Source organism: Holophagales bacterium (assembly GCA_016719485.1).
In the GTDB taxonomy this organism is placed as follows: Bacteria; Acidobacteriota; Thermoanaerobaculia; order UBA5066; family UBA5066; genus UBA5066.
The window spans coordinates 135,281-149,218 of sequence record JADJZB010000002.1; the positions used below are offsets into that span (position 1 = coordinate 135,281).

The window sequence follows — 13,938 nt, forward strand, 5'->3', positions numbered from 1 at the left end:
GATCGCCCCCCTTCCGATGCGGACCACCCCGATGCTCGAGCAGTACTGGGCGCTGAAGAGGGAGGTTCCGGACGCGATCCTCCTCTACCGGCTCGGCGACTTCTACGAGATGTTCTTCGAGGACGCCGAGGAAGCCGCACCGCTCCTCGGCCTCGTCCTGACCGCCCGTCACCGGGATACCGACGTCGAGGCTCCGATGTGCGGGGTCCCGCACCACGCGCTCGAGGCCTACGTCGCACGGCTGGTCGGCGCGGGCCGGAAGGTCGCCATCGCCGAGCAGACCGAGGCGCCCCAGAAAGGGAAGTCCCTCGTCGCCCGCGCCATCGTCCGCGTCATCACGCCCGGGACGCTCGTCGACCCGGATCGGCTCGACGCGCGGCAGGCGAACGACCTCGCGGCCATCGTCCTTTCGGGTGAAGCGCCGGCCCTCGCCTACCTGGATCTCTCGACGGGCGAGTTCCTCGTGATGCGTCTCGACGGAGCGACGCCTGGCGAGATGCTCTCCCGGCGGACGGCGCGCGAGCTCGTGGCCTTTCCGTCCGAGCGGGAGGCGGTCACCCGCCTGCTGGAGCCGCTCGGCCCGGAAGCCCCGGTGTTGTCGGTCCTCCCCTCGGAATCGCCGCGTGGGCCGAGCGCCGCCGACCTCCTGCAGGGGCACTTCCGGACCTCCACGCTCGCCGGGTTCGGGCTCCCTCCATCCGGCCCGCTCGTCGACGCCGCCGCGGCCGTCCTCGCCTACGCCCGCTCGACGCAGAAGGCCGACTGCGCCCACGTCACCTCGCTCAGGACCGGGTCGGCCGGCGAGGGCCTCGTCGTGGACGCCGTGACGCAGGGGCACCTCGAGCTCTTCCGCTCGCTCCGGGACGGGGGGCGTACGGGAACCCTCCTGTCCGTCGTCGACCGGACCGGGACTCCTTTCGGGGCGCGCGCCCTGCGCCGCATCCTCGAGCAGCCGCCGGGCGCCAAGGACGCGATCGAGGAGCGCCTCGACGCCGTCGAGGACCTGGTCTCCACCCCGTCGCGCCTCGAGCCCCTGCGTGCGGCTCTCGCGACGCTACCCGACCTTCCGCGGCTCCTCGCCCGCGTCGCCGTCGGAAGCGGGACGCCGAGGGACCTGGGCGCCCTCGGCCTCGGCCTGGCCCGGGCCGCGGCGCTCGGACCGATTCTGGAGGGCTCCGTCTCCACGCTCCTGACGCCCGGCGGGGCGGCGTATCCGTCCGGGATTCCCGACGCCCTCGCGGCGCGGCTCGCCTCGACGCTCGTCGAAGCGCCTCCCGTCTCCGCCAAGGAGGGCAGCCTCGTCCGCGACGGCGCGGACGAGGCCGTCGACGCTCTCAGGAGGCTCCGCCTCGACGCCGCGACGCTGCTCGGCGCGCTGGAAGCGGCGGAGCGCAGCCGGCGCGGCATCCCGACGCTCCGCGTGAAGTTCAACCAGGTCTTCGGGCACGTCTTCGAGGTGCCCGGATCGGCGAGGGCGAAGATCCCCGAGGACGCGGTGAAGAGGCAGACGCTCGCGTCGGTCGAGCGCTACGCCACGGCCGAGCTCGTCGCGCTCGACGAAAAGCTCCGGTCGGCCGACGAGCGGCTCGCCGAGCGCGAGGCGGAGATCTTCCGCGAACTCTGCGACGCCGCGACGGCCGAAGCCGCCGCCGTGGGGGCGCTGTCCTCGGCGATCGGCCTGCTCGACGTCCTCGCCTCCCTTGCGGGCGTGGCCCGCGCCGAGCGCTGGTGCCGGCCCCGCATGGTCGCCGAGCCGGTGCTCGCGGTCGAAGGCGGGCGCCACCCGGTCGTCGAGGCGCTCCGCCGGCGCGAGCCGTTCGTCCCCAACGACACGGACCTGGGAGGCGACGCCCGCGTCGTCATCCTCACGGGGCCCAACATGGGGGGCAAGTCGACGTACCTGAGGCAGAACGCCCTCATCGTCCTTCTCGCCCACGCGGGCTCGTTCGTTCCGGCGTCGATGGCGACCGTCGGCCTCTGCGACCGCATCTTCACGCGCGTCGGGGCGTCCGACTCCCTCGCCCGGGGCGAGTCGACCTTCCTCACCGAGATGGCCGAGACGGCGCACATCCTCAGGCACGCGACCCTGCGCAGCCTCGTCGTCCTCGACGAGATCGGGCGCGGCACCGCGACGTTCGACGGCCTCTCGCTCGCCTGGGCGATCGCCGAGCATCTCCACGACACGCCCGGCGCTCCGGCGCGGGTCCTCTTCGCGACGCACTACCACGAGCTCACCGAGCTGGCCCTCGTGCGCCCCGGCGTGAAGAACCGGACGATGGCGGTCAAGGAGTGGAAGGGCGAGGTCGTCTTCCTCCGGAAGGTCGTGGACGGGGTCGCCGACCGCTCCTACGGCGTCCAGGTGGCCAGGCTCGCGGGTATTCCCGCCACGGTGACCGAGCGGGCGAAGGAGATCCTCGGGAACCTCGAGAAGCAGCAGCTCGACGTCGGCGGGCGGCCGCGCCTGGCCGAGCACGCGGGCGCTCCGCCTCCGTCCGACGTGCAGCTCGACCTGTTCCGGGGCCAGGAGGAGGTCGTCGTCGACGCGCTCCGCCGGCTCGACCTCGACACCCTCACGCCGCTCGCGGCGCTGAACGTCCTCGCGTCGCTCCGGGCGCGGCTGGAAGGAGCGGAATGAGCCTAGCCCCCCGTCTCGTCGTCGGCCTCGAAGGCCCCGGGCTCACCCCGGACGAACGCGCGTTCCTGTCGGAGCGCCGGCCGCTCGGCGTGATCCTCTTCCCGCGCAACCTCGAATCGGCCACCCAGGCCGCGGCTCTCGTTCAGGAGATCCGGGCTGCCTGCGATCCCTCTCCGCTTCTATTCGTCGACCAGGAAGGGGGACCCGTCGACCGGATCGGTCCGCTGCTCGGGGTCGCCTTCCCGTCCGCGGGCTCGCTCGCGGACAAGGGCGTCGACCGGATCCAGGAGTGCGCGTACCTGATGGGCCGCGCGGCGCGGCTCCTCGGCTTCGACGTCGACTTCGCCCCGGTCCTCGACCTTTCGCAACCCGGGACAGGAGCCGTCGTCCTGGCGGGGCGCTGCTACGGATTCCACGCCGAGGACGTCGTCATCGCGGGCATGGTGTTCCTTCACGGTCTCGCGCGCGCCGGCGTCGCGTCGTGCGTCAAGCATTTCCCCGGCCTCGGGCGCGGCCCGGTCGATTCCCACGTATCGCTCCCGGTCGTCGACGCCCACGACGTCGACCTGATGGTGACCGACGTCGCCCCGTTCACGAAGCTCGCGCGCGCCGCCGACGGAGTCATGGTGGGTCACGGGGCCTACCCCGGCTTCACGGGCGACGAGACCCCTGCGTCGCTCTCACCCCGGATCCACGCGATCCTGAGGGAGCGGATCGGCTGGGACGGCGTCGTCTACTCCGACGACCTCGGGATGGGCGCTCTCTCGGCCCGGAGCCATTCCGACCGCGCCTTGGAGGCGGCACGTGCCGGATGCGACGTCCTCGTCGTCTCCGGCAGCCTCGCCGAAGCCGTCGCCGCGGCCGACCGGCTCGAAGAAGCGGGCCTTTCAGAGGACCCCGGGCCGCTCGCCCGGATCGCGGCCCTCAGGAGGCGCGCCGACAGCTTCCCCCGGACGCCATTCGGCCCGGAGGCGTGGGACGCGCTCCGGGCCGAGGTGGAATCGTGGCTCGCGGAGCTGGCGAAGCCGCGCGTTTCGCGGAGCTTCGACGGCCCGTTTCCGCTCTAGAACGGCACGCTGTCGTCGGGGTCTTCGGCGGAGGGCTCGGGCGTGCCGGTGCCGGCGGGGGCGGCGGCGCCGCGGGTGCCGTCGGGCCTGCCTCCGAGCATGCGCATCTCGCGCGCCTTGATCTCCGTCATGTATTTCTTCTGCCCGCTCTCCTTGTCGTCCCAGCTGCGGGTCTGGATGGAGCCCTCGATGTAGACGAGCTGCCCCTTCGACAGGTAGCGCTCGCAGATCTGCGCGAGCTTGGGGTCCATCACGACCACCTTGTGCCACTCGGTCCGCTCCTGGCGCTGGCCGCTCGTCTTGTCGGTCCAGCTCTCGGACGTCGCGAGGCTCAGCTTGGCCATCGTGGAGCCGGACGGCAGCGCCTTGATCTCCGGATCTCCTCCGAGGTGGCCTACGAGGATGACCTTGTTCACGGAACCCGCCATGGGTTGTCCTCCTCCACTTCCGAATCTGAATGGCGCGCGAGGATATCAGAGGCTTTCGGGGCGCCCGGATCGTCCGGCTGCGAGAATGGCCGGGTGATCCTGCTCCTGCAGCGCGTCTCCCGTGCCGCCGTTCGGGTCTCCGGTGTAACGGTGGGGGAGGTCGGCCGCGGTCTCCTCGTCTTCGCCTGCGTCGAGCCCGGAGACGGTACCGACACGATGGACGAGGCGGCACGGAAGACCGTCGAGCTGAGGGTCTTCGAGGACGATCAGGGGAAGATGAACCTGGACGTGACCCAGGCGGGGGGAGCGGTCCTTGCCGTCTCCCAGTTCACGCTCGGAGCCGACCTCTCACGCGGGAGAAGGCCCGGCTTCGAGGGGGCCGCTCGCCCCGACGAGGCGCGGCCGCTCTTCGGGCGCTACCTCGCGGTCCTGCGTGCCTCGGGTGTCGCGGTCGAGACCGGGAGCTTCGGGGCGTCCATGGAGGTCGAGCTCGTGAACGACGGTCCCGCGACCTTCACGTGGCGGACGAAGCGGCGTCCGATCCCCTGAATCGCGAATCGGCACCGGGACGAAGCTCAGGACCGCGATCAGGAGGACGGCTGCCGCGATCCACTTGCGGAACGGGTCGAGGGGCGTGTCCTCGTCGTACACCTGGGGGTGACGCAGGCCCGTCAGCACGAGGACGATGCCGGCCCAGACCCACCAGCCCGTGTAGAGAAACCCCAGGGCGACGAGCGCGGCGAGGACGGGCCACCGGAAGTGCCTGTGGCGCCGGCCGAACACCGCGTAGAGCGTGTGGCCGCCATCGAGCTGGCCCGCCGGGATCAGGTTGATGGCCGTGACGAAAAAGCCCCACCACGCCGCCATGAAAGCAGGGTGCTCGACGACGTGGACGCTCGTGAAGGTGTGCCCCGTCAGGAGGAGCTGAAGGGCCTTCATCGCGAGCGGGTACCCGAAAAAGATGGTTCCCTCTCCGAGCGGCTCGAAGTTGAGCCGGGTGTGGAGGATCCCGTACACGGCGAACGGGATCGCCACGACGAAGCCGGCGATCGGTCCGGCCACCGCCATGTCGAAGAGGACTTTCTTGTCGCGGATCGGCTCCCTCACGCGAATGAAGGCTCCAAACGTTCCCGGAAGCGGAACGATCGGAAGGAAGGGCAGGAAGAACGGCGGCGAGGCGTCGACGCCGTACCGCCGGCACGCGAGGTAGTGCCCGAGCTCGTGCGCGAGGAGGATGAGCAGGAGCGGGACCGAGTAACCCAGGCCGGCCAGGATCAGTGCCGGCGTGATCCCGAGGAGCCCGGAGCGGGCGTCCACGAGCGCCAGTCGCGGGTCGTACCCCGCGGCCAGCTGAATCCCGACGAACGTCGTCGTCGCGAAGGTCAGCAATAGAAGCAGGGCGTGAAGCCACCACCGTTCAGGGCGGGGACGCGATGCAGGATGGGCCGTGGCGGGGAGGGGGAAGGCGACGGGAAGCGGTGGGAGGGGCGGCTCGGTATACGGCGCCGGGGGGAGGGGTGGGCCGGAGCTGTTCAGGCCTGCTCCGGGGAGGCTGCGACCGGGTCGGCCGCCGGCTCCTCGACCGTCATCAGGTCGCGAAGCTCCTTCCCGGGTTTGAAGCGGATGGTGAAGCCGGGCGGGATCTCGACCTGCTCGTCCGGGCGCTTGGGGTTCCGGCCGATCCCCTTCTTGCGCCGCTTGACGAGGAAGACCCCGAAACCGCGCAGCTCGATGCGTCCACCCGACGCCAGGGAGTGCCGCATGGTCTCGATGATCGTCTCGACGGCGCGGGCCGCCTTGATCCTCGCGACGCCCGTCTCCTCGGTCACGCGGTTGACGAGGTCGTTCTTGATCATTCGAGCGAAGTGTAAATCAAGTCGGGTCTAGAGGCTGCGAAGCCGGTTCTTGAGCAGGAGGATCTCGAGGGCGATCGCCGTGAGCGCTCCGAGACGCTTGAGCTCCATCGCTTTCGGAGGAGCTTCTCCTGGTCGGGCCTCGCCGAGAAGGAACAGGACGCTCTTCCCCTTCAGGGTCACCGGCACCGCAGCGACGACGGTCGGAAAAGCGGCACCGAGCGCCTCGAGGACCCGGCGGTTCCCGGGAAGGTCCGGGCAGGGACCGACGTAGAAACCGTCGGTGTTGCGCAGCGAGGCGAAGATCGACGGTTCCGAGAAGGTGATCGAAAAGGACCGAAGCCCGTCGGGGGGCTCGGGCACGGCGGCCCAGCCGATGACGCGATCGGCCTGCGCGATGAAGAGGGCGGCGCGATGGAGGAGCCGGCTGGCCTCGCCGAGAACGGCAGTGGCGATATCGTCCCGCGATTCCGCTCCCGAGAGGCTCGCGACGAGGTCGGCCGGAGCTTCCTCCTCCACGAGGGGTGCGGTCTCCTCGCCGCCGACGGCGCTCGTCGGCTCGGGAGGGTCGGCTGGGATCCCGACGGCCGTTCGGAGATTCCGCTCCTCGTGCTCGCCGAGCTCGATCTCGGTGACCGGAGTCGCCGTGAGCCGCGGGGGAGACGGCAACTCGGCGGGGTCGGGCGACACGACCGAAGAGGGCTCGGCGGCCTCGAACGGAAGAGGCTCCTGGAACGGACGCGGGGCCGGTCCGGCGGCGGTCCCGGCGGGGAGCGGCCGGAGGACGGCGGACGACGAACGCAAGAACGGCTTCGGCGTCTTCGGCGGCGCCACGGCGACCATGCCGTTTCCCGCTTCGATCCGCGCGGCCAGCTCCGGGTAGCGCGCGTCGATGGACACCCCGTAGTACTTCGAAAGGGCGACCTGCACCCGGAGGTCGAGGGCGACGAACGGACTGATGGCGAGACCGGTGAGAAAGGAGATCTCGTCGAGGGCGGGAAGGTCCCTGGGGTCCCGCATCGCGAGAGACAGGTTTCGGCCGAGCCGCCGGAAGGGGACCACGAAGAGGTTCGCGGCGAGCTTGCCCGGGACGAGGCGGAGGATATCGGGACGGATCTCGACGAGGTCCTCGGGTGTGCAGGTGGCCACTCCGTGCTGCACGGCGAGGGCCCGCAGGAGGAGATCCTCACGGATTCCTCCCAGCTCGAGGAGGTTCGTGCAGAGGCGCCCGCGCTGGCGAACCTGCTGGGCGAGCGCCCGGTCTCTCAGCTCGGCCGAGACCGCCCTTCCTCCGACGAGGATTTCTCCGATCCGGCGCCGCACCCCGTGAATCTAGCAGGAACGGCGGCGGACGCCGGTTAGAATTCGCTCGTCATGACGGCAAGACCACTCAGAGTCCTCATCGCCAAGCCCGGACTGGACGGCCACGACCGCGGTGCCAAGGTCGTCGCGCGTGCCCTGCGCGACGCCGGGATGGAAGTCATCTACACGGGCCTCCGGCAGACGCCCGAGCAGATCGCTGCGGCAGCCGTGCAGGAGGACGTCGACGTCGTCGGCCTCTCCATCCTCTCCGGGGCCCACAACGTTCTCGTTCCCGAGGTCATCGCCGCGCTGACCCGCAGGGGCTCCGAAGGGGTCTCGGTCGTCGTCGGAGGAATCATTCCCGACCGGGACATCGCCGGGCTGACCGCAGCGGGCGTCAAGGCGATCTTCCCCCCGGGGACCCCGACCACGACCGTCATCGAGTCCGTGCGCGCGCTGCGCAGGCCCCTGGAGGCGATCGCCGCCTCCTGAGCCCCTTCCGGGCGCGCCGGCAGGAGAGCGGCTCGGACGGGACGGGGACGAAAGCCCCGAAGAAACGGGGCGCGCCGCTAGAATCGCCGCCGTGAGCGACGTTCTCGCCAGCCGGATCGACCCCACCTCCGACGAGTACCGACGGAACCGCGAGCACCACGAGGCGCTCGCCCGCGAGCTGCGAGACCGGGTCGCGACGGCCCGGGAGGGCGGCGGATCGAAAGGCACCGCGCGTCAGGCCGAGCTCGGGAAGCTCTCCGTCCGTGGGCGCATCGAGCGCCTCCTCGACCACGACACGGCGTTTCTCGAGCTCTCGCCCCTGGCCGGCGACGGGATGTACGACGGGCAGGCTCCGGGCGCGGGCCTCCTGACGGGCATCGGCCGCGTGTCGGGGCGGGACGTGATGGTCGTCGCGAACGACCCGTCCGTGAAGGGTGGAACGTACTTCCCGATCACGGTCAGGAAGCACCTGCGCGCACAGGAAGTGGCGCTGGAGAACCACCTGCCGTGCATCTACCTCGTCGACTCCGGCGGGGCGTTCCTGCCGCTCCAGGCCGAGGTCTTCCCCGACCGCGACCACTTCGGACGGATCTTCTACAACCAGGCGCGGATGTCGGCCGCGGGCATTCCGCAGGTGTCGGCCGTTCTCGGTTCCTGTACCGCGGGCGGGGCGTACGTTCCGGCGATGTCGGACGAGGTCGTCATCGTGAAGGGTCAGGGGACGATCTTCCTCGCGGGTCCACCACTGGTCAAAGCGGCCACCGGAGAAACGGTCACGTCCGAGGAGCTCGGCGGCGGAGACGTCCACACCCGGATCTCCGGCGTCGCCGACTACCTCGCCGGGAGCGACGCCGAGGCGCTCGAGATGGTCCGCGAGATCGTCGCGCGCCTCAACACCACGAAGACGTTCTCGGGCGATCTGGCGCCCGCGGAGGACCCGCTCTATCCGGTGGAGGAGCTCTACGGCGTCCTTCCCCGGGACCTGAAGAAGCAGCTCGAGATCCGCGAGGTCCTGGCGCGGCTCCTCGACGGCTCGCGCCTGCACGAGTTCAAGCCGCGCTACGGGGCGACGCTCGTCTGCGGCTTCGGGCGGATCGCGGGGCTCCCGGTCGGGGTCCTCGCCAACAACGGCATCCTCTTCTCGGAGTCGGCCCTCAAGGGAACGCACTTCATCGAGATGGCCTGCCAGCGGCGGGTGCCGCTCCTGTTCGTCCAGAACATCACGGGCTTCATGGTGGGGAAGGCCTACGAGCACGGTGGCATCGCCAAGGACGGGGCGAAGATGGTCCACGCCGTCGCGAACGCCGCCGTCCCGAAGCTGACGCTCCTCGTCGGCGGCTCGTTCGGCGCCGGCAACTACGGCATGTGCGGCCGCGCCTACCAGCCCCGTTTCTCTTCAGCTGGCCGAATGCGCGGATCAGCGTCATGGGTGGAGAGCAGGCGGCCGGCGTCCTGGCGACGGTGAAGAACGACCAGCGCGAGCGCCAGGGACAGCCGCCGATGAGCCCGGAAGAGGATGCCGCCTTCCGGCGACCGACGCTCGAGAAGTACGAGGCCGAAGGAAGCCCGTACTACGCCACGGCGCGTCTCTGGGACGACGGCGTTCTCGACCCGGCCGAGACGCGGACCGTGCTGGCTCTCGCCCTCTCGGCCTGCCACAACGCACCGATTCCCGCGACGCCCTTCGGCGTCTTCCGGATGTGAGTCGACACGTGAGACGAATCCCCGCGCTCGCCCTCTCCCTCGTCCTTTTCGTTCTCGCCCTGCCCGCGGCCGCGGCGCCCCGGCGAGGAACCATCCGCGCGGTCGAGGTCACGTCGTTGACCCGGCAGAAGGCGTTTCTCTTCGTGAGGGCGAACCTGACGGCCGCGGCCCGGGGCGCGAGGCAGACCTTCCGCGGAGACGCGACGGTGTGGGGTGTCCCCCTGCCGCTGAAGGGCCCCGTCCAGGTCGCCGTGCAGCCCTCCGGGTCCGGGTGGGACGCCACGTTCCTCGTCGACCTCGAGCTGGGCTCGCTGCCGAAGGGGCTCCTCGACCGCGGAAGCGCCACCGCCGTTCCCGTCACGCTGAAGGGGACGCTCTCGGGCGAGGCGGGAACCGCGGTGACGGTCGATGCCGCCGGGGCGCTCCGCCCGGGAACCTCCGATCTCGTCGCTGGCCGCGACCTCGCGGAGACCTTCGTCCGCTTCGCCGGCGCCCGCCTCTCGGGGATCGGTCTCGCGGAGTCGAAGGGCGAGGCGCGGATCGCCGTCTTCAACCCGTTCCGCTTCGACGTGGCGCTGCGCAGCGTCCGGTATGAGCTGTCGTCCGACGGCCGCGAGGTCGCCCGGGGCAGCCGGCAGGGCCTCCTCGTCCGGCCGGGACGCGAAAACGAGATCGCCCTGCCGCTCACCGTCGGCAACGCCGCGGCGATCGCGGCCGCGGGGAAGGCGGTGGTGTCCGGCGGAAGGCTCTCGGGCCGCCTGACCGGGCAGCTCGTCGTCAAGCTCGGGACGGGCGACGTGAAGATCCCGCTCGAGGGCTCGGGGACGATCGAGGTGATGAAGTGACGTCACCGCTCCGGGTCGAGCGGCCACGGCCCGGCGTCGCGCGCGTCGTTCTCGACCGGCCCGACCTGAGGAACGCCTTCGACGACGTCCTGATCGCGAGGCTGACGGAAGCGTTCGGGATGCTGGCCGCGGACGACACCGTCCGCGCGATCGTCCTCGCCGGGGAGGGCCGGTCCTTCTGCGCCGGAGCCGACCTCTCCTGGATGAAGAGGATGGTCTCGTACGGGCCCGAGGAGAACCGGCGCGACGCCGCGGCCCTCGCGGAGATGTTCCGCCGCGTCGACACCTGCCCCAGGCCCGTCGTCGCCCGCGTCCAGGGGGCCGCGCTGGGTGGCGGAGCGGGCCTCGTGGCCGTCTGCGACGTCGCCGTCGCGGCGGAAGACGCGCTTTTCGGGACGACGGAGGTTCGGCTCGGCATCGTGCCGGCCGTCATCTCCCCGTTCGTCGTCCGGAAGATCGGCGAGTCGCACGCCCGGCGCTGGTTCCTGACGGGCGAGAGGTTCTCCGCGGCGGAAGCGCTTCGCGCCGGCCTCGTCCACGCCGTCGTGCCGGAAGCGGCGCTCGACGCCGAGGTCGATCGCGTCGTCGACGCTCTCCTTCTCGGCGGGCCCGAGGCCCTCGCCGTCTCGAAGGACCTCGCGCGGCGGATGGGTCGCCTGCCTCTCGACGAGGCGCTCGAGGAGGCGACGGGGGTGATCGCGACGCGTCGCGCTTCGGCGGAAGGGCAGGAGGGGATGCGGGCGTTCCTGGAGCGCCGCAGCCCGTCCTGGACCGAGCGGAGCGTCCCGTGAACGCGCGCCCGTTCCGAAAGGTCCTCGTCGCGAACCGGGGCGAGATCGCCGTCCGCGTCCTCACGGCCTGCCGGACGCAGGGACTCGCGACGGTCGCCGTCGCGTCGGAGGCCGACGTCGGCGCACGCCACGCGCGCCTCGCGGACGAGCTCGTCGTCCTCGGCCCGGCACCGGCCCGGGAGTCGTACCTCGTCGCCGCGAAGATCCTCGACGCCGCGCGCGCCACGGGGGCCGACGCCGTCCATCCCGGCTACGGGTTCCTCTCCGAGAACGGCGCGTTCGCCCGCGCCGTCCTCGACGCCGGGCTGGTCTGGATCGGGCCTCCTCCCACGGCAATGGAGGCGATGGGTCTGAAGGTCCCGTCGCGGGAGCGGATGAAGGCGGCGGGCGTTCCGGTCGTTCCCGGCTCGCACGACCTCTCGCCGACACCCCTCGCCGCGATCGGGTTCCCGCTCGTCATCAAGGCTTCGGCCGGCGGCGGGGGCAAGGGGATGCGTGTCGTCCGGTCGGAAGGGGAGCTCGCCGCGGCGATCGCGTCGTGCCGCCGAGAGGCCGAGGCCGCCTTCGGCGACCCGACGCTCTACGCCGAGAGGTACCTCGAGCACCCCCGTCACATCGAGATCCAGGTCTTCGGCGACGTTCACGGCCGCGTCGTGGCGCTCGGCGAGCGCGAGTGCTCGCTCCAGCGCCGCCACCAGAAAGTCGTCGAGGAGAGCCCTTCCCCCGTGGTGACTCCGGAGCTGCGCGCGCGGATGAGCGAGGCGGCCGTGGCGGCGGCCAGGGCAGTGGGCTACGTCAACGCCGGGACGGTGGAGTTCCTCCTCGATGCCGACGGTTCGTTCTACTTCCTCGAGATGAACACGCGCCTCCAGGTGGAGCACCCCGTCACCGAGGAGGCGTGGGGCCTCGACCTCGTCACTCTCCAGCTCGCGGTCGCGGCGGGCCAGCCGCTTCCCCTCGACCTGCCGGCGGCGCCGGTCGCGCACGCGATCGAGGCGCGCCTCTACGCGGAGGATCCCGAGAACGGATTCCTGCCCCAGGTCGGGACGGTCCTCGCGTACGAGGAGCCCGGAGGCCCGGGAGTGAGGGTCGACTCGGGAATCGAGGCGGGGAGCGAGATCTCCGTCCACTACGACCCGATGCTCGCGAAGATCGTGGCGAGGGGCCGCTCGCGCGAAGAGGCGCGCCGCCGGCTCGTCGACGCCCTTGGCCGGACCGTCGTTCTCGGGGTCGCGACGAACGTCTCCTGGCTCCGGCGCCTGCTCGAGACGCCCGAGTTCGTCCGTGGTGACCTCGACACGTCGCTCCTGTCCCGCCTCGAGGTCCCTGCCTCGCCGGAACCGCCGCCCGAGGTCCTCGCGGCGGTCGCGGGTGTCCACTCCGTCGGAGACGGCAGGGGTGCTGCGGCAACGCACGCGGCATTTCCGGACCCCTACGCCGGAGGGGCTTTCCGGGTGCTCGCATGAAGCTGAAGAACCTCGCGACGGGAACCGTCCACGAAATTGCGGCCGAACGGGGCGATATTCCCCGCGGCGCCCGGGCCGTGCGGGACGGCCTGACGACCTGGGTCCACTTCCGCGGCGAAACGTGGCGTCTCGCGCGCCTCGTCGAGAGGCCTGGCGCGCGCGAGGAGGAGGAACACGACCTGCGCGCTCCGATGCCGGGCGTCGTCGCGCGCGTCCTCGCCGAAGAGGGACAGGTCGTCGAGAAGGGGACGCCGCTCCTCGTCCTTTCCGCGATGAAGATGGAGCACGAGATCCGGAGCCCGCGGCCGGGGCGGCTCGTGAAGCTCTTCCGCGCCGTGGGGGAGAGGGTCGACATGGGCGACCCGCTCGCGGAGATCGAGTGACGGGGTCGGGGCGGGTCACGGTCGTCGAGGTGGGGCCGCGGGATGGCCTCCAGAACGAGCGGGGATTCGTCCCGACCGGCGTGAAGGTCGCCTTCGTCGAGGCGCTCGCGGACGCCGGCCTGCCCGTCGTCGAGACGACCGCTTTCGTCTCGCCGCGGGCGATTCCGCAGCTCGCCGACTCGGCAGAGGTCTTCTCGCGCGTGAGAAAGAAGCCCGGCGTGCGGTATCCGGTCCTGGTCCCGAACGAGAAGGGGCTCACGAGAGCGCTCGCGGCCGGGGCCCGCGAGATCGCGCTCTTCACCGCCGCGACGGACACGTTCAACCTGCGGAACACGAACGCCACGGTCGAGGAGTCGTTCGGCCGTTTCGCGCCGGTCCTGGTCCGGGCGAAAGCAGAAGGCCTCCGCGTCCGGGGCTACGTCTCGACCGTCTTCGGCTGCCCGTACGAGGGGCGCGTCGACGCCGCGAAGGCCGCCGCCGTCGCGGCACGCCTCTACGAGGCCGGGTGCGGGGAGATCTCTCTCGGCGACACCATCGGCGTCGCCGTTCCGACGCAGGTCGCCGACGTCGTCGGACGCCTCCGGGAGGCGGGCGTGCCGATCGGCCGGATCGCCCTGCACATGCACGACACGCGCGGCACCGCCCTCGCGAACGTCGTCGAAGGCCTCCGGGAGGGGGTCCGGGTCTTCGATTCGTCCGCAGGCGGGCTCGGAGGCTGTCCCTATGCGCCAGGAGCGGCGGGAAATCTCGCTACCGAGGATCTGGTCTACCTCCTCCACGGAATGGACTTCGAGACCGGGATCGACCTGTCGAAGGTGGCCCAGGCGTCGCAGGTCCTCGCCGAGACGACCGGCCGCCCGCCGGTCTCGCGCGTCTTCGCGGCGCTCCGGGGCGCCTCCTGACGCACCTGACGCTATGCTCCCGCGTTGACCCATCCCTCTCTGGGACGTAGACTTTCCGCCACGTAAGCCT

12 protein-coding genes and 1 pseudogene are annotated in these 13,938 nt (G+C 71.4%); 10 read left to right on the forward strand and 3 right to left on the reverse strand.

Annotation, left to right across the window (positions count from 1 at the left end; translation table 11 throughout):
• Nucleotides 1–16 precede the first annotated feature (16 nt).
• The gene (gene mutS, locus IPN03_00705; protein MBK9372281.1) at nucleotides 17–2,635 is read left to right on the forward strand and encodes a DNA mismatch repair protein MutS; all 2,619 of its coding nucleotides are present in this window, start codon (nucleotides 17–19) and stop codon (nucleotides 2,633–2,635) included.
• Nucleotides 2,632–3,702 (forward strand): glycoside hydrolase family 3 protein, encoded by a 1,071-nt coding sequence (locus IPN03_00710; GenBank protein MBK9372282.1) that lies wholly within the window; start codon nucleotides 2,632–2,634, stop codon nucleotides 3,700–3,702. The genes mutS and IPN03_00710 overlap by 4 nt, the downstream gene beginning before the upstream one ends.
• Here IPN03_00710 and ssb read toward each other — a convergent pair.
• The gene (ssb, locus tag IPN03_00715; GenBank protein ID MBK9372283.1) at nucleotides 3,699–4,130 is read right to left on the reverse strand and encodes a single-stranded DNA-binding protein; all 432 of its coding nucleotides are present in this window, start codon (nucleotides 4,128–4,130) and stop codon (nucleotides 3,699–3,701) included. The genes IPN03_00710 and ssb overlap by 4 nt on opposite strands.
• Nucleotides 4,131–4,223: 93 nt before the next feature.
• On the opposite strand from ssb, the gene IPN03_00720 reads away from it, so the two are divergent.
• Nucleotides 4,224–4,679 (forward strand): D-tyrosyl-tRNA(Tyr) deacylase, encoded by a 456-nt coding sequence (locus tag IPN03_00720; protein ID MBK9372284.1) that lies wholly within the window; start codon nucleotides 4,224–4,226, stop codon nucleotides 4,677–4,679.
• Nucleotides 4,680–5,662: 983 nt separating this feature from the next.
• Here the strand turns inward: IPN03_00720 and IPN03_00725 are convergent.
• Nucleotides 5,663–5,986 (reverse strand): integration host factor subunit beta, encoded by a 324-nt coding sequence (locus tag IPN03_00725; GenBank protein ID MBK9372285.1) that lies wholly within the window; start codon nucleotides 5,984–5,986, stop codon nucleotides 5,663–5,665.
• A 27-nt stretch (nucleotides 5,987–6,013) separates the two neighbouring features.
• A complete protein-coding gene (locus tag IPN03_00730; GenBank protein ID MBK9372286.1) occupies nucleotides 6,014–7,306 on the reverse strand; it encodes a hypothetical protein in 1,293 nt (430 codons plus the stop codon).
• 51 nt (nucleotides 7,307–7,357) lie between these two features.
• On the opposite strand from IPN03_00730, the gene IPN03_00735 reads away from it, so the two are divergent.
• The 7 genes and pseudogenes from IPN03_00735 to IPN03_00765 all read left to right on the forward strand — a co-directional run bounded on the left by IPN03_00735 (nucleotide 7,358) and on the right by IPN03_00765 (nucleotide 13,868).
• Complete coding sequence (locus tag IPN03_00735) at nucleotides 7,358–7,777, forward strand: cobalamin B12-binding domain-containing protein (protein MBK9372287.1); 420 nt, start codon at nucleotides 7,358–7,360, stop codon at nucleotides 7,775–7,777.
• A gap of 115 nt (nucleotides 7,778–7,892) precedes the next feature.
• Nucleotides 7,893–9,481 (forward strand): annotated as a pseudogene (locus IPN03_00740) (methylcrotonoyl-CoA carboxylase).
• An 8-nt stretch (nucleotides 9,482–9,489) separates the two neighbouring features.
• Nucleotides 9,490–10,326 carry an LEA type 2 family protein gene (locus IPN03_00745; protein ID MBK9372288.1) on the forward strand — a complete coding sequence of 279 codons (837 nt, stop codon included), beginning with the start codon at nucleotides 9,490–9,492 and terminating at the stop codon, nucleotides 10,324–10,326.
• On the forward strand, nucleotides 10,323–11,117 hold the full coding sequence (locus IPN03_00750) for an enoyl-CoA hydratase/isomerase family protein (GenBank protein MBK9372289.1): 795 nt from the start codon (nucleotides 10,323–10,325) through the stop codon (nucleotides 11,115–11,117). The genes IPN03_00745 and IPN03_00750 overlap by 4 nt, the downstream gene beginning before the upstream one ends.
• Nucleotides 11,114–12,583 carry an ATP-grasp domain-containing protein gene (locus IPN03_00755; protein ID MBK9372290.1) on the forward strand — a complete coding sequence of 490 codons (1,470 nt, stop codon included), beginning with the start codon at nucleotides 11,114–11,116 and terminating at the stop codon, nucleotides 12,581–12,583. Before IPN03_00750 ends, IPN03_00755 begins: the two co-directional genes overlap by 4 nt.
• A complete protein-coding gene (locus IPN03_00760; protein MBK9372291.1) occupies nucleotides 12,580–12,966 on the forward strand; it encodes a biotin/lipoyl-binding protein in 387 nt (128 codons plus the stop codon). The genes IPN03_00755 and IPN03_00760 overlap by 4 nt, the downstream gene beginning before the upstream one ends.
• Nucleotides 12,963–13,868: a hydroxymethylglutaryl-CoA lyase gene (locus IPN03_00765; GenBank protein MBK9372292.1), complete on the forward strand. Its 906-nt coding sequence runs from the start codon at nucleotides 12,963–12,965 to the stop codon at nucleotides 13,866–13,868. The genes IPN03_00760 and IPN03_00765 overlap by 4 nt, the downstream gene beginning before the upstream one ends.
• The last annotated feature ends 70 nt before the right edge of the window (nucleotides 13,869–13,938 follow it).

Bases quoted from the DNA above. Each gene is read 5' to 3' on its own strand.
- mutS (MBK9372281.1), top strand. From the start codon at position 17: ATGCGGACCACCCCGATGCTCGAGCAGTACTGGGCGCTGAAGAGGGAG.
- ssb (MBK9372283.1), bottom strand. From the start codon at position 4,130: ATGGCGGGTTCCGTGAACAAGGTCATCCTCGTAGGCCACCTCGGAGGA.
- IPN03_00725 (MBK9372285.1), bottom strand. From the start codon at position 5,986: ATGATCAAGAACGACCTCGTCAACCGCGTGACCGAGGAGACGGGCGTC.
- IPN03_00735 (MBK9372287.1), top strand. From the start codon at position 7,358: ATGACGGCAAGACCACTCAGAGTCCTCATCGCCAAGCCCGGACTGGAC.
- IPN03_00760 (MBK9372291.1), top strand. From the start codon at position 12,580: ATGAAGCTGAAGAACCTCGCGACGGGAACCGTCCACGAAATTGCGGCC.
- IPN03_00710 (MBK9372282.1), top strand. From the start codon at position 2,632: ATGAGCCTAGCCCCCCGTCTCGTCGTCGGCCTCGAAGGCCCCGGGCTC.